Annotated in this window: 20 protein-coding genes and 3 pseudogenes; 9 read left to right on the top strand and 14 right to left on the bottom strand. The window is 34.8% G+C overall.

What is annotated here, in order from left to right:
* Positions 1-255 precede the first annotated feature (255 nt).
* The 3 genes from LC087_RS16805 to LC087_RS16795 are packed head-to-tail and all read left to right on the top strand — an operon-like array spanning position 256 to position 1737.
* Positions 256-1101 (top strand): transposase, encoded by an 846-nt coding sequence (locus LC087_RS16805; protein WP_306019719.1) that lies wholly within the window; start codon positions 256-258, stop codon positions 1099-1101.
* Between the two features lie 26 nt (positions 1102-1127).
* Entirely contained in the window at positions 1128-1436 is a 309-nt protein-coding gene (locus LC087_RS16800; protein ID WP_306019718.1) for a hypothetical protein, read from the top strand.
* A complete protein-coding gene (locus LC087_RS16795; RefSeq protein ID WP_306019717.1) occupies positions 1393-1737 on the top strand; it encodes a hypothetical protein in 345 nt (114 codons plus the stop codon). Before LC087_RS16800 ends, LC087_RS16795 begins: the two co-directional genes overlap by 44 nt.
* Before the next feature lie 145 nt (positions 1738-1882).
* Here LC087_RS16795 and LC087_RS16790 read toward each other — a convergent pair.
* From LC087_RS16790 to LC087_RS16780, 3 genes and pseudogenes are all read right to left on the bottom strand, one after another.
* Positions 1883-2574: pseudogene (locus tag LC087_RS16790) on the bottom strand (ABC transporter ATP-binding protein).
* An 11-nt stretch (positions 2575-2585) separates the two neighbouring features.
* Positions 2586-2960: a GntR family transcriptional regulator gene (locus tag LC087_RS16785; RefSeq protein WP_226542986.1), complete on the bottom strand. Its 375-nt coding sequence runs from the start codon at positions 2958-2960 to the stop codon at positions 2586-2588.
* A 188-nt stretch (positions 2961-3148) separates the two neighbouring features.
* Positions 3149-3742, bottom strand: a complete 594-nt coding sequence (locus tag LC087_RS16780; RefSeq protein WP_226542988.1) for a DUF2441 domain-containing protein — start codon at positions 3740-3742, stop codon at positions 3149-3151.
* 791 nt (positions 3743-4533) lie between these two features.
* On the opposite strand from LC087_RS16780, the gene LC087_RS16775 reads away from it, so the two are divergent.
* The gene (locus LC087_RS16775) at positions 4534-5454 is read left to right on the top strand and encodes an ETX/MTX2 family pore-forming toxin (RefSeq protein WP_226542990.1); all 921 of its coding nucleotides are present in this window, start codon (positions 4534-4536) and stop codon (positions 5452-5454) included.
* Between the two features lie 156 nt (positions 5455-5610).
* Here the strand turns inward: LC087_RS16775 and LC087_RS16770 are convergent, their stop codons facing one another.
* Positions 5611-5790 carry a hypothetical protein gene (locus LC087_RS16770; protein WP_226542992.1) on the bottom strand — a complete coding sequence of 60 codons (180 nt, stop codon included), beginning with the start codon at positions 5788-5790 and terminating at the stop codon, positions 5611-5613.
* Between the two features lie 115 nt (positions 5791-5905).
* On the opposite strand from LC087_RS16770, the gene LC087_RS16765 reads away from it, so the two are divergent.
* Complete coding sequence (locus LC087_RS16765) at positions 5906-6574, top strand: class I SAM-dependent methyltransferase (protein ID WP_226542994.1); 669 nt, start codon at positions 5906-5908, stop codon at positions 6572-6574.
* A gap of 89 nt (positions 6575-6663) precedes the next feature.
* On the opposite strand, the gene LC087_RS16760 is transcribed toward LC087_RS16765, so the two are convergent.
* Entirely contained in the window at positions 6664-7347 is a 684-nt protein-coding gene (locus LC087_RS16760) for a DUF3888 domain-containing protein (RefSeq protein ID WP_371932619.1), read from the bottom strand.
* Positions 7348-8137: 790 nt separating this feature from the next.
* Between LC087_RS16760 and LC087_RS16755 the strand changes: the two genes are divergently transcribed.
* The 4 genes from LC087_RS16755 to LC087_RS16745 all read left to right on the top strand — a co-directional run bounded on the left by LC087_RS16755 (position 8138) and on the right by LC087_RS16745 (position 11427).
* Complete coding sequence (locus tag LC087_RS16755) at positions 8138-8488, top strand: hypothetical protein (protein ID WP_226542996.1); 351 nt, start codon at positions 8138-8140, stop codon at positions 8486-8488.
* 520 nt (positions 8489-9008) lie between these two features.
* Complete coding sequence (locus tag LC087_RS19805; RefSeq protein ID WP_371932618.1) at positions 9009-9170, top strand: hypothetical protein; 162 nt, start codon at positions 9009-9011, stop codon at positions 9168-9170.
* 22 nt (positions 9171-9192) lie between these two features.
* Positions 9193-11067, top strand: coding sequence for a peptidoglycan D,D-transpeptidase FtsI family protein (locus tag LC087_RS16750; protein WP_371932617.1), 1875 nt, complete (start codon positions 9193-9195; stop codon positions 11065-11067).
* Between the two features lie 78 nt (positions 11068-11145).
* Positions 11146-11427 (top strand): LysR substrate-binding domain-containing protein, encoded by a 282-nt coding sequence (locus tag LC087_RS16745; RefSeq protein WP_226543000.1) that lies wholly within the window; start codon positions 11146-11148, stop codon positions 11425-11427.
* A gap of 33 nt (positions 11428-11460) precedes the next feature.
* Here LC087_RS16745 and LC087_RS16740 read toward each other — a convergent pair whose 3' ends face one another.
* The 9 genes and pseudogenes from LC087_RS16740 to yiaA form a co-directional block, all read right to left on the bottom strand.
* Entirely contained in the window at positions 11461-11697 is a 237-nt protein-coding gene (locus tag LC087_RS16740) for a DUF3977 family protein (protein ID WP_226543002.1), read from the bottom strand.
* An 11-nt stretch (positions 11698-11708) separates the two neighbouring features.
* Positions 11709-12232 (bottom strand): annotated as a pseudogene (locus LC087_RS16735) (GNAT family N-acetyltransferase).
* A 205-nt stretch (positions 12233-12437) separates the two neighbouring features.
* Positions 12438-12782, bottom strand: a complete 345-nt coding sequence (locus LC087_RS16730) for a serine hydrolase family protein (protein ID WP_306019716.1) — start codon at positions 12780-12782, stop codon at positions 12438-12440.
* 25 nt (positions 12783-12807) lie between these two features.
* On the bottom strand, positions 12808-13014 hold the full coding sequence (locus LC087_RS16725) for a hypothetical protein (RefSeq protein WP_306020866.1): 207 nt from the start codon (positions 13012-13014) through the stop codon (positions 12808-12810).
* A gap of 28 nt (positions 13015-13042) precedes the next feature.
* Positions 13043-13345, bottom strand: coding sequence for a serine hydrolase (locus LC087_RS16720; RefSeq protein WP_306019715.1), 303 nt, complete (start codon positions 13343-13345; stop codon positions 13043-13045).
* A 223-nt stretch (positions 13346-13568) separates the two neighbouring features.
* Positions 13569-14069: an anthrone oxygenase family protein gene (locus tag LC087_RS16715; protein WP_226543007.1), complete on the bottom strand. Its 501-nt coding sequence runs from the start codon at positions 14067-14069 to the stop codon at positions 13569-13571.
* 87 nt (positions 14070-14156) lie between these two features.
* Positions 14157-14708 (bottom strand): PadR family transcriptional regulator, encoded by a 552-nt coding sequence (locus LC087_RS16710; protein WP_226543009.1) that lies wholly within the window; start codon positions 14706-14708, stop codon positions 14157-14159.
* Between the two features lie 460 nt (positions 14709-15168).
* Positions 15169-16110 (bottom strand): annotated as a pseudogene (locus tag LC087_RS16705) (RNA-guided endonuclease TnpB family protein).
* Between the two features lie 204 nt (positions 16111-16314).
* Positions 16315-16782, bottom strand: a complete 468-nt coding sequence (yiaA, locus tag LC087_RS16700; protein ID WP_226543010.1) for an inner membrane protein YiaA — start codon at positions 16780-16782, stop codon at positions 16315-16317.
* Positions 16783-17454: the final 672 nt, after the last annotated feature.

The following is a 17454-nucleotide window of genomic DNA, read 5'->3' as shown; positions in this document are numbered from 1 at the left end:
TGGTAAGGGATTCCCCTCGCTTTCCGCGGACGACCTGTCAAGCCTCCTCGTTCGTGCCTCACATTGCGGGGTCTTGACTAGCCCGTTTTTCCGCAGGAGTCTTGGGGTCCCTTACAAAGTCCATTTTATAAAGATGACTCAATCCCTTAGAAAGAGAATTTTCTGCATAAAAAATAACCCTTCTGCTTGATTTCATGTTAACCTATTAAGCGACTAAACAAAATAAGGAGACATGTCATCCGAGAAGAGTTATCTTTGATATTGTATCAAACTCAACAGCGAATGACCATAGTGATTATGTGGAAAAGAATAGATAAAGAACTTTCAGAATTTAGGACCTGTTTTACACGACAAGCTACCTATGAATGGTTTGTCGTCATGATTATTGGATTGATGTTACGTTCCGATCAAGTAGGATTAACCTCCATCATTCGTGAGCTTTCGATCTCACCCAAGTCCTATCCTGCTATGATGCATTTTTTTAGGTCCCAAGCTTGGAAGTTAGAGGATCTTATTCAAACATGGACGAAGCTTGTTTATCGTAAGGCACCCATCTATAAGAAAGACGGCATCACCATCTTGGTAGGAGATGGCGTGAAGCAATCGAAAGAAGCACGAAAAATGCCTGGTGTGAAGAGGTTACATCAAGAATCAGAAAATTCCTCAAAAGCCGAGTTTATCTTTGGGCACATGTTTGGTGGGATAGGTGTTCTCATTGGCGATCCTTCTAAGAAACTATTTTGTCTTCCTCTTTCGATCAGGCTCCATGACGGTGTCAACATGATTCGAAATTGGAGAAAAAAACAGAACAATTATGAATGTGAAGGTTCTCACATTGTTCAAATCATAAACGATGCGTTTCAAGCAGCTAAATGTATGGGAGAATCGCTCGTACTGCTTGATGGCTACTATTTATCCATTTTTGCTCTTATGAAACGGGCAGAACTGTTAGAGAAATCAGAAACGATGCTTCACCTTTTGACTAAAGCCAAGAAGTCTTGTAGGGCTTATACAAAGCCCGGTGAATATAAAGGAAAGGTCGTCCTCGTAAAAAGGAGAGACCATCAAACTTCAAGACCTCTTTACATCAAGGAAGAGTGAATTCGTAGAAGCAACCGTCCGTTTATATGGAAGAAGAAGAGACCGTTCGTTACCTTTGCCTTAATTTATTATGGGGGCAAAAGCTTTATCAAGAACTGCGATTCGTCCTTGTCATGTATGGAGAAAAAACAGCCATTCTTGTTACAACGAAGCTCGATTTAGATCCCGTTAACATCATTGAATTGTACAGTTTTAGGTTCAAAATTGAATGTACGTTTCGAGAGCTGAAACAAGTGATGAATGGATTTGGGTATCAATTTTGGTCAAAAGCCATGCCTAAACTGAGACGCTATGCAAAAAAGAATGATTCATCCATTAGAAGAAATGGAGGATGAAAAAGAGAAAGAACTCATCTTGTCCGCTTTGAAAGCAATCGAGGGATTTGTCATGTGTAGTTGTATCGCCATGGGGATGCTTCAAATGTTGTCTCTTACTTTTTCAACTAAGATTAATGAGAGTCCTGTTCGATTTTTACGAACGAAGTCCAACCCTATTGTCTCAGAAGCGACCGTTGCCTATTATTTAAGGAAGACGACTTTTTCGCTTTTTAGTAAAACGAGCCGTTTATGCATAAGTCGAATAATGAAAAAGAAGCAATCAGACCCTTTTTTTGACGAGGATCTGAAGGCTTCTTAAAGGTGAAAACTTTTGACTGACAAGATATATAATTGCGCCTCATAAATGAGTCCACCTATTTGCATTAGAACCGTCATTCCTATTAAAACGAGATAAAGTTTAAAAAAACGGTTAAATTCAAAGTTTACCAATTTTAAGAAACGATTCATGGTTGATACACCTCTCTCATGACATCAATGACGGATTTTCCTTCATTTTCTCTAACATCTTCCGTATTAAATTCCTTTATAACCTTCCCATTATCAAGCAAAACAACTTTATCAATTAAATGTTCAATATCGTTAATTTCATGTGTGGTGATGATAACCCCTCGATTTTCAACTAAGCGACTCGTAAAAACGTTCGCAATTTGTTCCCTGCTAAAAAGATCAATTCCTGAAAACGGTTCATCCATTAATACATAATCCACATCTAAAGCTAAGCCAAGCAAAATGTTCACTTTAGCGGTGTTTCCTTTTGATAGTTGAGAAATTCTCTCCTCTTCATCCAGCTTGAAAAATTCGAGCAATTCACTAGGTCTCTCTTTTGATTCCAACTATTATAAAAATCAGCCATAAACGTAAAAGCATCTTTTATTTTCATGCGAGGCAACATTGTTATTGAATCTGGAATAAAGGTGATTTTTTCATAACTTTCTTTGTTTATCTTTTCACCATCAATTAAGATTTCACCACCATGAATCGGTGTTAACGCCATAATCGCTTTCATAATAGTTGTTTTCCCAACACCGTTCATTCCTATTAAACACGTAATCTGACCCTTTTCAGCAGTGAAAGATACATCTTTTAACACTTGTTTCCGTCCAAACTTATTCGTTACATTTTTGACCTCAATCACATTCGTCCCCCCTAGTTATTACTTTCACCTTGGTACTTGTTTTTCACTAAATCTAAGGCATCATGTAAAGGTACATTAATGGACTGAACGGAATGAACAAATGTATCAACCGCCTCTAAAATTAGTTCCTCTCGTACCTTCTTCAATACTTTTTCATCCTTTGTTATGCGACTTGGCAAATTTCCGTCGGTATAAATCAATTCTTGTTCCTCCATTTCTTTATACGACCGTTGTGCCGTATTTGGATTTATCTTCAACTTATTCGCTAACTCTCTTCTTGAAGGAATCTCTTGACCAGGTTCAAAAACACCTTTGGCAATCTGTTCTTTAAAATGACGAATCACTTGCACATAGACAGGATCTCGATTATTAAACTTCACATCCATATACCCAACTCCTATTGAGATTCACGCTTTATTATGTATTAACCTATTGATACACTAATGGTAAACTAGTGTACTAAACAATTAATACACCAATCACAAAAAAACACAAGGTGTATTAACCTAACAATACACTTAATATATGTATTATACGGTTAATACACTTTTAATGTCAACTTTTATTGAGATTTTTAAGCCAGAAAGTTATCCATAATTTCCACCACTTCAATCTTTCCATTTAATAAAAGTTCTGAAAGTTGATTTGATCCATTTCCATTCCAATATTCTCTCGCCTGTTCTATTTTCTTTGAAAACGGCACCCCATCTTCTTTTGGCAAAAGGGTTGCGTCCCCTTCGAAAGATGTGCCCAAAACTTTTAGTTTAACAATCTGTAAAACATCGCGATGATAAGAATCAAATAATTGTTTCCATTTCAAAGCATCCTCATAGCTCTTCGCAGCATATAAACAAGATAACCTTGATGGATACTCCGGGTATTCTTGTAGCCTCACCATTTCGGCTATGACTTCCCTCACAGCCCTAATCGTTTGTCCCATATAGTTGATTGCTAAATCAGCATTTTCTTTTTCCAAAATCAAACCTTTTTCCGTATAATGATTGCTAAAAATCTGAAATAAATCTTCACCCTTGCCATTCAAATGGTCCCTTTCAAAAAAGAATCGATATAGCGTATTTTTTTGTGTCTGATCAAACGTAATCGTTTGCCCTACCCTCATTCTTTTTCTAGTCACAATATGATAGGCGTAAAATTCGGTTTCTTTCATCTCTACTCTCCTACTATTTTCATATAAAAATTGTTAAAAAGTGTACCAAATGTTAAATTTACTTTATACTAAAATGATTATACTAGAAAGGAGTGTAACTATTGATAAAAGTAGTCATTGGAGCTGAAATGGTAAATTAATTAGTAGCTTGCAGAGAAAAAACTGCAAGCTTTTTTATTGAAATAACTTTTGTTAGAATCAATAAAAAGACGAGGGAGGGATAAAGAATGAATAAAAATAGCAGATATATAGTATCTTTCGTTCTTTTGGTTGCAAGTGGTTTTATGTACACGATCGAACGCCTTAGTGCATATATATTGGTCTGGCCAAAGGATAGGAGCGATTGATGGGGGTAGTTTCGATACAGAGCCACAACTACCGACATTAACCGATAATATGTTTGTTCCAATTCTTTTAATTTTAAGTGTTATTTTCTTATTGTTAGCTTTTAAAAAGGATTGACTAGCGCCCTTTGGGGTTTTTTTTTATCCCCAAAAAGTAGGACATAAAAAAGAGTTAGTATCTTTTGGTAGGGGTTTTATGGAAATAGGAAAATAAAATTTATATTTATATTAATATAATAATTTTAGTCTTAAAAAAAAATGAACAAGACCAAGTATTAACGTAGTAATAACTGTTTTTATAAGTAGTTTCGACATTATCCCTATAAAATGAATAACAAAAAAAGTTTTTAATTCTCAAAAAAACGTTTTACAATGAATAATATTTAGTATAGTCTTAATTTATATAATAAGTATTTTAATAGTTTAGGAGGAAGAGCAATGAAAAAAATGAAATTTGTAATCTCTGGTCTACTTTGCACATTATTAGCTTTATCGTTCTCGTCAAATTCTTATGCAGCACCTTCGGAAATAGTTGATTTTGAAAGTGAATTAAATGAAGCGTTTAGAGAAAGCCTAAGTTTCATGCCACTGAGAGATCATATTTTAAGTCAACTTAAGATTTCTCAAGAAGTAGAAGTTAATAACGCACGTGTGGAAGAGCTTGGTTCTCCTCAAATAAGTAATAGAGATACACAATACGCAGGTAAAACTTATCTAATGAATAACACCAATACAGAACAAACGTTGAAGAGCCAATCTATTGATGTTCAGATGGATCAAACAGTGAGCAATTCTGTAACAGAGGGAATTACTATAGGGAACGAAATTGAAGCTGGGTTCTCACTTTGGGGACTAGGGGTTAATAACACCTTGAGCACAGAATACTCATTCAGTAGCACTCAAGAAAAATCAAATACAACCAGTACTACTGTTAGTATTCCTTCTCAGGAAATCACGGTCCCGGCTAATACCAAATTAGTTTTAACTGCTGTTTCTCAAAGGGTACAGGCAACTGGCACAACACAACTTAAAGCTAATCTTAGTGGAAATGTTGTGACGTCAATGGAATTACCTGGATTAGGGATGCATCAAGTTAATAGTTTTAATATTTATGATGTGTTTAACGCAGCAACTGATAGCGGATATGAACTCCCTTCTACTCTAACATTAGATCATCAAAATAGAGAAGTGCTTTTTAGTGGTAAAGGAACATACACAGCCGATTATGGAACTGATCTTCGTCTACAGTTAGATTATTATAGTATAGAGAATAGTGCAAAGAATAGTGCACGAATAGCTTCTCAAGCACAACAAAAAGAAACAATAGCTTCTGAACCTTACAAAACAGAAGTGATAAATATCAACTAAATTATTCATATAAGCGCCCTTCGGGGTGTTTTTCTATGCAAAAAAAATAAGATGATTGCAAAATGCAATGAACTGATCCAGTCACCAACAATCTGTTAGCAACTAAAAAACATATACACTCATTTTGAATGTACCTGCGCTTTGCAAGTGGTTGAGTTATTCTTTATCTTCGCTTTCCTCTAACTTAACTATAAACGTATCTTGATCTTCTAGGTGATCAAAGGATAATATATAATCCTCGTTAGTCACTTTGTATTTATTTAATTCACTTTCATCAAAATCAACTATTGCTCTTGGTTCTCCTGCAATAAAACTCATATACGCAGCAACATTCATAACAATAGCTGTTTTTTCAGGGAATATGTAGTCTTCAATTTCAGGATCTCGTTCTAAATCAGTTGAGAATAATCTAATTCCATTAAAATTTTTATCTTCGTCATACGAGGCAATGATGATGTATGATATGTTAAGAGACCCAAAAGAGTTTTGGGAAGACTTTTATGAGGATCGGTCAAAAGAAATTCCCTTTTTTCAGATTGAAGGACCTGATGAAAATTTAGTTCACTATTTTGAACAAACAATCGCTCCTAAAAAAGTATTAGAGCTAGGCTGGGGACCTGGAAGAAATGCAATCTATATGGCGAAACAGGGCTGCAAAGTTGACGCTATAGATATATCAGAAAATGCGATTGAATGGGCAAACGAAAGAGCCTTAAAAGAAGGAGTATCCGTCAATTTTCACTGTCGCTCAATTTTTGATATTGATGTTGAACCTGCCACATATGATTTTATCTATGATTGTGGTTTATTCCATCACTTAGCTCCCCATCGTCGATTGTCTCATATAGAGATGATAAAGAAAGCTCTCAAAAAAGACGGCTTCTTTGGAATTGTTTGTTTTAATAAGACTGGAGCTTCCGATACTTCCGATTGGGATATTTATAAGAAAGGATCGTTAAATGGCGGAATTGGTTATTCGGAAGAGCGATTAAAAGACATACTAAATAAGGATTTTATTATTCACGAATTCAGAACGATGAGAAAGATACATCAGCCAAATTCGATATTTGGTGAAGATTTTTTATGGACAAGTCTGATGACGATGAGAGATGATGCTTAAGGTTTAATGACTTACAGGGTGTTTAGTATTTTTACCTTTTAGTACTCTTTTCACTAATGAACTCCCTTGTTTGAGTACAATTAACCCTTTTATCGCAACTGCAACTTTGTCCATTCTTGTTCTAGGATGTCTCTATGATTATGTTTCACAACCTTAACATGACCCCCCCTTGAAATCTGGAAGATTATCGTTTCTTGACCATAAGGAGGACTATGAGCTCCTTCAAAGGTAACCACTTGCACGGTCACGTTAATATAATTTTCATCTTTTTTAATTTCAAGGACCTTTTCATCGCCTCTATACCACAGTTTAGACTCTCCATAATAACTTTCAATTACCTTAGAAATAGGAATAACTAATCGTTCAATTAAAGCTTCTTTAAGCAACTTTTTAGATACTGGAATTCTGTTAATTTTCTTTCTTTTCACATCAACAACTTTCCAATCCCCCTTTAAATACCCACTTGTTTCCTTCTCTATTGTGTACAATACATTTGTCCCATCTTTCTTCCAAAGATGAAAATATCCCTTCTTTCCTTTAATGTAAACCCTAGGTTCGTCAATCCATTCTTGTTCTGTTTGGATAATACCTAAAAATAACTGAGCAAGCGGAGTGATTTTATAACCAATTTGATTAAAGTCACCAAAAGAATATTCGTCATACCCAGTTAAATCAACATTAAAATTGTTAGATTCTTGTTCAATGGCATGGACAATATCGCTTGAAAAAGCTATTAGTAAAATTATGAGCAAAGAACTTATTATCTTTTTCAATCTCAACGGTAATCACCTCATTTGTATGCTTTACAAATGGAGGGAATATATTTAAATGCCCCAAAAAAAAGCTTGTTAGTTCAAAATTTGAGCTTGAATTTTTTACATATATTATAAAAAATACAGAAATGTTACAATATAAAACGCCTGTGTTTCCTACAAATCATGTATAATTGCATACTGAAGGTCATAAAAAGGAGCACATATATTGAATAACAATCAGTTTACTATATTTCAAATACCGTTATTAACGATTATCAAAAAAATATTACCTAGAAAAATCCTCGCAGGGTCAATAACGATCATGATTATGACTTTGTTCGTCTTTTTTTTCTGCCCTTTATACTGTTGGAATAAGTGATTTAGCGCAATGGGAAAAAGAAATATCAATTACTTTCTTTTTTTATACCGCTTTTTATTATGTGATTTATTTTTATGAAGTATTTGTTTCAATTATTAGTGAATCGATATCAAAATTTATCGCTTCAGAAGGTGGGAAAGGGCGAATTTTATTCTTCTGCCCTACTCCACTTGCTATTCGGATCGCTGTTTTGGCCATTATTAAGAGGGAGTGGCATGATTCCAGCCACCATTTTCATATCTATCAATTTTGTTACAAGAAAAACATTCATAATTAGCCAATATCGCTTTTATCTATACACCTTGAGAATTCCATTTGACCGCTATGAATTTTTCGTAAAAAAATGGGACCTCTCTTCTATTGTATTCGTCCACGCAATCCTGCTCGAATTACATATGATATAGCGACTATAAGAATGGAGGTGAAGAAATGCCTTATTGTGTATCTTTGAAAGAGCCTCTTGATATACCAGTAGGAGAATCAAGGCAGGCTCAAATTTGTGCTTTTGAAGTAGACGAACCAGAAAGACCAGCACAAGTTCTCGTATCAATTGGAGATCAAAGTCAATTGGATGATTTTAAATTAACATTTGCTGATGGCACCCCCATTATATTTAATGAAGTAGGAGTCTATATTTTTCCTGAAGTAATCTTTAACACTTGCGCAAATCTTATTGTTACTTTCTTAAAACCCGGTAGTTATGAATTCACTGTTTCCTTGCAAGAACAGGGAACAAATATTACTTTAGACCAAGAAGTCACAATTACCAGTGTTTATTAATAGATAAATTAATATAAAAAAAGGAGATAACCATTTAGTGACACTAGTATAATGGTTATCTTCTCCTAAATATATTACTCAAGAAGTCATGTATGTTTTAATTACACTAGGTTACTAAATCTCTTTTTTGACTTCGTGCATTATAAATATTACAGTGAATTTCGTCATCATACTAAAATTTTTTTACGTCTGAATTAACAACCTTATTTAATACTTCACATCCATATTTATGTGCATATAATGTTTCAGATTAAGATATATGAACAGTCATTAACCAAAGTACTATTTAACTTTCAAAACCTAACCTTTTTTAAAGAAGAAGCACTCTTGAGATATAGTTGAGTTTTATTTTTTTAGACTGTGATATCACAATAAAGAAGTATTCAGTTTTTTGTAACCTCGTTTTCCAAAATTGTAAGTATGGGAAAATTACATTTTGAAAGCAAAACAGATATAGAGGAAACCTTTTTAACAAACTTCAATATGTTATAATTATTAAAAAGATATAAGGTTGGGTAGCATGGGGATTAACGGAGATAAAAAGAAAATCATTAAGAAAAAACGACTGTTAAGAATTAATGTGCTGTTTTTTGCTGTCTTTATTTGTTTTTCAGCACTTATTATAAAGCTTGGTTTTTTGCAAATTGTTGAAGGGGAAGAATACAAAAAAAATTGTCAATAAAACGGAATCGAGAACCGTTAGTATGAGTGTTCCAAGAGGTGAAATATATGATAGGAATGGACAACCAATCGTATTAAATGAGCAAGTTCCTTCCATAACTTATACGAGAATTAATGGTGTTTCTCAAAAAGATATAGTCGAGCTTGCTGAAAAGCTCGCCAAAATTATTGATAAAGATACAGAAAAAGTGACTGAGCGTGATTTGAAAGATTATTGGATCATTACTAGACCAGAGCAGGCATTGAAAAAAATAACCGATGAAGAATTAAACAGCGAAAAACTAGATGATAAAGATTTATATGAATTACAACTAGATAGAATCAACGAAGCTGATTTAAACGAAATCGACAAGGACGAATTAGAGGTTGTTGCGATTTTCAGGGAAATGACGAGTGGGTACTATTATACCTCGCAAACCATTAAAAGACATGCAACACAAGAGGAAATGGCGATCATTGCCGAAAATTCAGAGACCTTTCCTGGTGTTGATATTCATACCGATTGGGACCGTAAGTATACTTACGATGACACCCTTCGATCGATTTTAGGAAGTGTCTCTTCCACAACAAGAGGACTACCTAAAGATGAACTAGACTACTATTTATCCAAAGGGTATAACCGAAACGACCGTGTTGGATTAAGCCAACTAGAATATCAATACGAAGAAGAACTAAGGGGCTCCAAAAGACAAATGGCAATTGAAGAAAAAGATGGGGAAATTTTATCGTGGAAAACTTTCAATGAAGGTGTTTCTGGTAAGGATTTAGTCTTAACGATTGATATTGAACTACAAAAACAAGTAGAAGAAATTGTGTCAACACGATTACTGAGAGCTAAACCAGGCGAACCCTTTTTAGACCGAGCTTTTGTCGTGATGATGAACCCAAAAACAGGAGAAGTCCTTTCTTTAACGGGAAAACAACTAGTGAAAAAAGATGGGAAATATGTGGTACAAGATTATTCATTAGGTACGATTAGTTCAGCTTATGAAATGGGATCAACTGTAAAAGGAGCAACCATATTAACAGGATTACAAGAAGGGGCGATTAGTCCTGCTACTGTTTTTCAGGACGCAACAATGCACTTGAAAGGGACACCTGACAAAAGTTCTTATAAAACTCTAGGTACCATGAATATTAAAAATGCCTTAAAAAGGTCTTCTAACGTTTATATGTTTAAGACAGTACTCGCTATGTTTGGCACTAGTTATTACCCTTTTATGAGTTTTCCTAACGACCCTGAAGTATTTGATTCACTTCGATATCATTTTAATCAATTTGGTTTAGGGGTAAAAACAGGAATTGATCTCCCAGGTGAAATTAAAGGCTTATCCCAAAAGAAAGAAGCAGGGAAAGAATTGGATTTTTCGATTGGTCAGTATGACACGTACACACCTATGCAATTAGCTCAATACGTTTCAACGATCGCCAATGATGGATATCGTATGAAACCACACTTAGTAAAACAGATTAGAGACTCAAGCTCTTCTTCTGAAGAGTTAGGAGCTGTAAAAGAATCGATAGAGCCAGTTGTACTTAATAAAGTAGACATGCCCCAGCAATATCTTGATCTCGTTCAAAGTGGATTTAAGGCAGTTTATCAGGAGGCTGGAGGAACGGCAAATTACGATTTTGGAAAATCTCCCTATAATTCGTATAATCTAGCAGGAAAAACGGGAACAGCTCAATCATTTTATTATGATTCTATTAAAGAGAAGTTAATTACGAGCCCTTCTACTTACAATTTAACATTAGTTGGATATGCGCCTTATGACGATCCTGAAATCGCTTTTTCTATCGTCGTTCCGTATTCACTGAAAGACGATAGTGGTATTAATAAGTACATTGGACAAGATATCATCAAAGCTTATTTTGAAAACAAAAACAAAGACAAGTAACGTTTGACTAATATCTCTTCAAAAGGGAACAAGATAAGATGAACAATACACTAACAGAGGCGTTTGCTGAATAAGCAGATGTCTTTTTTTCAAAATGTATTTTATCCCAATATTGTTTGTCATAGCTCTCAAAAAGACTTTATGATTGGAATGGTAGAAGCAAGACTTGGGATTACTTTATTGTCAAGTAGAGTAGCAGAAGAAATTATTAATCCAAAAATCAAAGCGATTCCGCTTATTAATTTTAAAGCTAGGCTAGAACTGACGATGATTACAAAAAAAGCAAAATATATTCCATACACTGTGAAAGAATTCATTACAATAACGGAACAAATACTTCAAAGAGAAGAGTTAGAGTAGATTAGTAAGCTAAAGGGAGAAATTTCTTGCATTTTATTCACTAACGACACCAACAAGAAATTTTAACCCCTTCCTTTCTTTTTTTATTCGTTTTATCCCTTCTAGAGAATCAAATACGATCACTTTATCGCCAAACCACACTCTTACATAAAAGGAGCGAAATCTTATAGGACCCACCACTCCTTTTCGTTCGTATTCCGTACCATCTTCCCGTTCTATTTCCGTTCGTACAAACCATTTATTTCCCACACCAATTTCTATATATTTCATATGTCACCCCATTATTGTCTCCACTCAGTTTTTAATAACGAAAAGATCAGGGCATCATGAGACTGGTTATTTTGATACAGATATCCTCTCAATAACCCTTCTTTCATAAACCCTAATCGTTCCAATAAGTGAATCGATGGTTGATTTTGAGGAAAAGTGACTGCACCCATTCTATGTAATCCTAATTCGTCAAACGAATATCGCAAACCTTCCATTATTGCTTCAGTCGTAATTCCTTTACTCCAATAGGCAGAGTGTAACTCATACCCTATTTCTCTTTTTCACTCCACAAATTTAGATTTTTTAACCCTAACGTTCCAATCAAATGATTCGTTTCTTTTAATACAATTCCCCACCTTATGGTATGTTGGAAAGACTCGATGATATTTGAAGCATCTTCTATTCTCTTTAGAGGGTCCATCCCATAATACTTCATGACATGATTATTAGACATAATCTCAAAGTACTGGTGAGTATGGTCTTTGTTTACTTGAACTAAATGTAATCGTTCAGTTTCCAGTATAGGAAATCCCACAGCAACCTCTCCCTTTTAAGATTTAAAATCCTTGCCATGCTTTAATAGATTGATAACAATTATTCCAAAAAAGTATAAGAAATCAATGTAACCACGTCGTGTGGTTAAAGTCTGTGCTAGCACATCATGTGCGCCTGAGGAGCGGAAAAGCAAATAAACAAAGTTATTCAACCGATATTTTTTTCAGAGCTTTTTGAACAACCTCTTAAAGTTTCTTTATACACTTCATAACAATATTACCAAATGATCGAACATTAGATAAATAATCATGACCTACTGGTGAACCAAAGCTATTAAACATTCGAACGGCAACTATATTTTCTTGAGGAATGACTACTAAAGTTACACCTGTATAGCCTAAAATTTGATAAGAGCCACTTGGAACTTTCTCCCCGATCTCTGTCTTTTTAGCGGGTAAATCTTTTACAAACCATAGAAAACCATTTTGAGGTAGATCTTTATGAAGCATCGATGGACTTTGAATAGAGGTTGCCATTGTTATTATCTCTTTTGGAACGATTTGCTTTCCATTTATATGACCTTCTTTCAAGTGTAAATAGCCCCACATCGTTAGTTCACGAGCCTGACACGTACATATTGGGCTCGTCACCTTCTATACTATCGAAGTTTTTCCAAATAATATCCTTTTCATCTCTAACCATGACATCAGCAAGTTTTTCCGTTTTTTCAGAGTACCAATTAGATTCACTAAACCCAAGTGGTGAAAAGACTTGTTCTTGTAAAATGTCAGCCACCGTTTTTTTCGTTGTTCGTTTGACGATAGCAATTAAAACGTTTATGCCAACTTGATTATATATCCAGCTCTCTCCCTACCTGAAATTCACGAACAACCTTTCCTTCTTTTTCACTTAATCCATGCGTATGGGTTAATAAATGTCTGATCGTTACAGGTTTCCAAGGCTCAACGTCAAGGTCTGGTAAATAAGTTAGAACAAAGTCATCAATACTTTTTATGTAACCATAATAAACGGCATAGGCCACTGCAAATCCAATATAACTTTTCCTTACTGAAGCGACATGGAACTGAGTATCAGGCTGAGCAGCCCTTGCATTAAGTTGATTTGATTGTTTCCCTATATATTTTTCTAACACGATTGAATCATCATGAATGACGATGGTTGCAGCAGAGCAGCAGAGCATTTTACTTGGTTAAACGTATTCCACACGTGAATTAATATTGGTGAATATACATTATTACTAAGATTAATAGGAAACAAGTTAATACCTCCAAATTTTTAAAGTGAAACTCCTAATCTTAATTTTTTTCTTCTCAACACTACAATTTGATTTATTCAAAATTCACTCAAAATGACCTTTATATTTTTTTAATTTTTATCGAGCGAATAACTAAAACGATGATATAGAGAATGAATGAGAGTGTAGAAAATATGACGCGAAATGCATTGGCTTGATTCCAATCATTTCGAATTTGTTGCCAATCTGAAGGTAAGGATTGTGGGTTCCAGCTTTCTGTTTCGTAGTTTAGTGGTAAATTGACATTCGCAGTAAAAACAATGATCCCCAACATGTATATTAAACCCGCTGTCACCATCAACCAAAAAGAGATAGTTTTATAGTGTCTAATATTGGCTATTACTGTGATTACAGATATAGCACCACCTCCAAAGAAAAAGATAAAAAACATAACATGACGAACATTTTCATTAAACAATGACTGGACTGTTGCATATGTCTCTCCATCTACTTGTAACATGGCTAAATTCACATTAAAGGTGTAGGTATAGAAGAATCCTGCCATTATACCAGTAATAAATAACGCGAGAGCCAAAGTTCCATTTTCCAAATATCTTATCATGTTAAACACTCCTCCAAACTATTCAAATTTGAGTAGATATCATCATTCTATTCAAGTTTGAGGAGAATATCAATAATTTTCAGAATTTTATTCTTTAAACATAATAAGATCAATATTTGTCATAGATTCTTGAATCCATTTTTTTTCAGATTCAAATAGATATCTTTCATGTTCAATAAAAAAAGCATCGTAATTAAAATGGGACTTGTCACTTCCAAGAGAATTTAAATGCTCTCTCATCAATTCCAGTTTTTTATCAATGATCTGGATCGCTCTGTTTGCATATTCTATAATTTCCTTTTTGTTTCGACGCTTATTAAATTTAAGTGCCATTTTAAATCCATAAAAGTCGGGGAATAATCCTAAAAATGCTTTTTCCTGAAGCATATCAAATCGTTTTTCCCCTTCCAATGATACTCGATAAATTGTTTTTTCTGGATATTTTCCTAACTGCTTTTTCTGCACTTCTTGAATATGACCGTCTTTATGTAACTGATTTATTGCATGATAAATTGAACCTACTTTAATATCTAACCATTGATCAACTTTTTTATCATCATACACTTGTTTAATATCATAACCACTTCCTTGTCCTAACTGTTCCAATATACCTAAGACAATAAACTGAGCTTTATTCATTACAATCTCTCCTATAGTGAACTAGATACCACCTACGCTTGCGCTTAGAGGTGGATGCTTCCTAGTAAGAAAAGCGCAAGCACCCGTTTAGCAACGAAGGGGCTTGATTACTCCGTATGAGATAAAGGAAACACGAAAAGCCGGAAAGCGGAGGATCTACTAACTACTGCCACGTCGCGCGAGCAAACGTAGATCCACCTCCCTCCTGGAGGCGTCTCCGTTGACATATCATAGAGAAATGGAACATCATCTAAAGACGCCCACGTCCTGTGGGCAACGATGATGCTAGCACGTCGTGTGCTTCGAAAAACTTACGAGTTGCTGGGCGATGGAGCTAGACAAGAATTAAAACCGCAAGCTAAATAAGGACCTATTTTTATACTTTCTTACTATGGTGCAGAAGCCTAATGGTCTCTAATGGACTAGGCGATCCCTCGTGAACCAAGAGGTCTTGTTTCCTTTATGTAAGCTTTCGAATACCTTCGTTTTTGATATTGATAGACGCATTCCAATCACGATCGGACGAGAATCCACAATGACAATGGAACACTCGGTCAGAAAGAGTCCATTCTTTATTGATTTGACCGCAGTTTGAACAAGTTTTTGAAGAAGGAAACCATTTATTAATTTTGATTAGTCACTTTCCTTGTTCTTTCAACTTGTAGTCTAAATAGGAAGTGAACATACCCCAAGCATTATCAAATACACTTTTACCGAACTTTAATGCTTGAGACATTCCCTTCATATTGAGGTCTTCAATAATGACACAATCGTATTGGTTTGCTAGTCTATGGGATTGTTTATGAAGAAAAGCCTTTCGTTGGTTCGCTACTTTTTCATGAATTTCCACTACTTTTAAGCATTGTTGATTCCAACGAGAAGAACCTTTTGTTCGTCTAGCTAATATGGAACTTTCTTTGGCTAGCTTTTCTACCATTTTACGATAGAAACGTGGGTAATTGGCTCTCTTACCTGATTCACTATCGACAAATAAGCCATTCATCGCAAAGTCTAAACCAATAAATGAATGAGTTGGTTGCTCCATGATTTCTTTTTCATATTCAGTCAAAATGGACACGAAAAACTCCCCTGTTTTTGTCATAAAGATCGTACAGGATTTAATCTTATGTCCTTCAGGTATTTGACGGTGGTGTTTAATCGTTACAAATTTTAGTTTCGGTAGTTTTAACAATCCATCTATAAGTTCAATATTTCTATTTACAACGTTTGTTGTATAGCATTGTCTTGATCTATGACTTTTGAAGGTAGGGAATTCAGCATTTTTAGAAAAGAAATTTTTATTGTACACAAAACGCACACAACCAAAGGTTCTGCGAATAAGAGAAGCATGTTCTCATATAGGATATATACGGAATTGATACGCCTTATTTAGCTTAGTCACGATTTTCACCTACTTTGACAATTTATAAGAATATTATACCAAAAAAGCCGATTCATCACCCACTTTCACTTCGTTTAGAAGTGGGAGACTTCTCGGTAATTACGTTAAAAATAGAAAAACCCCATCGATTGATGGGTTACTTGTCATATAAAAGAGGAAGTGAGAGACAACTACTAAACTGCAAAGCAGCTGTCTGTCCTTTTCTCAATCTCTTTCTCTTGCTCTCTGGGTATCTCTAATGTTCTTTTGGACGGTGATAGCGGCAAATAGGCTAAGAACGAATGACATCGCATAAAATCCTTTTTCACTTAGCACTATACTCCCTGCATTGTATAAACCAATAGACATCAATATTATAGAAGCAATGAGTGCCGCCCAACTTAAACCATAATAGATACCGGTAACAGGAACTTCTTCATCTTTATCTCTTACTGCTTTTTGTAAAGATACTGCCGAATATAGCCCAAATACTAACACGGCAAAGTAATACCCTTTTTCGTTTAGTTCCATCGAAGCGTTATACAAACCTATTAAATACGCGGTAATCCCTACTAATAGTGATGCCCACGAAGAACCTTTGAACGCTGAAGTTGGTTCTCCTTCTTTTCTTTCGATTTTTAATTTAGAATCTTTTTGTTTTTCATCATCTGAGAAAACTTCATTATTAGACATATAAATTCCTCCGTTTTTCATAACAGTTATGCGTCAGCTAGCAAGGATTTGAACCTTGCATGCAACCTTTGTTGTTTGGCGTTTTGCCTTGCTCCCTTTAGATGAGTAATGGTCTTATCTGCGTCTACCGATTCCGCCATAGCTATCCGTAAAAAGTTTCTCCTGTCCGCCCCTATTGCCTTCCGACGGTGAGAGTGACCATGAAACATATAGGTCGTAACGCAATAGACAGAAGAGACAAGGAGTATAAATCCGCCTTATTATTCACAAGTGTATGGTGGGTAGCCATTCCTCCTAGGAGTCTGTCTGACGAAAAATTAGTTAATTCATAACGATATAAAGTCTGCTCAAAAACAGAAAAAATCATTTCTTTTTACTTCAAAAATATCTTTTTACACTAATTTCAATTATAAAAAGTTGGATTATATCCTTAATAAGAGGAACTCTATTCGTTATAAACTATAATTTTCACTTCATCGGAAAGACTCCTAGCCATTCGCTCCGGTTGCTTTGTAGCTCACTTCCAAATTCAAATATGCGAATGTCCCATATTTTTTCTCTTAATATATATTATTGGTGTTCTGTGAGATGATGTCAATAACACAGAACGATTTTGCTTAATCTTTTATACAAATAGAAAAAGAGCATTAATAGTTTGAAAGTGTAAACGAA

Source organism: Bacillus carboniphilus (assembly GCF_020524035.2).
Lineage (GTDB): Bacteria > Bacillota > Bacilli > Bacillales > JAIVKR01 > Bacillus_CC.
This window is presented reverse-complemented; position numbering and strand designations above follow the sequence as displayed.

Coding starts and splice junctions, on each gene's coding strand:
- LC087_RS16745 (WP_226543000.1), top strand. CDS start 11,146: ATGTCTTTTTTTCAAAATGTATTTTATCCCAATATTGTTTGTCATAGC.
- LC087_RS16785 (WP_226542986.1), bottom strand. CDS start 2,960: ATGGATGTGAAGTTTAATAATCGAGATCCTGTCTATGTGCAAGTGATT.
- LC087_RS16755 (WP_226542996.1), top strand. CDS start 8,138: ATGCCTTATTGTGTATCTTTGAAAGAGCCTCTTGATATACCAGTAGGA.
- LC087_RS16710 (WP_226543009.1), bottom strand. CDS start 14,708: ATGAATAAAGCTCAGTTTATTGTCTTAGGTATATTGGAACAGTTAGGA.
- yiaA (WP_226543010.1), bottom strand. CDS start 16,782: ATGTCTAATAATGAAGTTTTCTCAGATGATGAAAAACAAAAAGATTCT.
- LC087_RS16770 (WP_226542992.1), bottom strand. CDS start 5,790: ATGAATGTTGCTGCGTATATGAGTTTTATTGCAGGAGAACCAAGAGCA.
- LC087_RS16780 (WP_226542988.1), bottom strand. CDS start 3,742: ATGAAAGAAACCGAATTTTACGCCTATCATATTGTGACTAGAAAAAGA.
- LC087_RS19805 (WP_371932618.1), top strand. CDS start 9,009: ATGGGGATTAACGGAGATAAAAAGAAAATCATTAAGAAAAAACGACTG.
- LC087_RS16795 (WP_306019717.1), top strand. CDS start 1,393: ATGCAAAAAAGAATGATTCATCCATTAGAAGAAATGGAGGATGAAAAA.
- LC087_RS16775 (WP_226542990.1), top strand. CDS start 4,534: ATGAAATTTGTAATCTCTGGTCTACTTTGCACATTATTAGCTTTATCG.
- LC087_RS16750 (WP_371932617.1), top strand. CDS start 9,193: ATGAGTGTTCCAAGAGGTGAAATATATGATAGGAATGGACAACCAATC.
- LC087_RS16800 (WP_306019718.1), top strand. CDS start 1,128: ATGGAAGAAGAAGAGACCGTTCGTTACCTTTGCCTTAATTTATTATGG.
- LC087_RS16715 (WP_226543007.1), bottom strand. CDS start 14,069: ATGATAAGATATTTGGAAAATGGAACTTTGGCTCTCGCGTTATTTATT.
- LC087_RS16765 (WP_226542994.1), top strand. CDS start 5,906: ATGATGTATGATATGTTAAGAGACCCAAAAGAGTTTTGGGAAGACTTT.
- LC087_RS16740 (WP_226543002.1), bottom strand. CDS start 11,697: ATGAAATATATAGAAATTGGTGTGGGAAATAAATGGTTTGTACGAACG.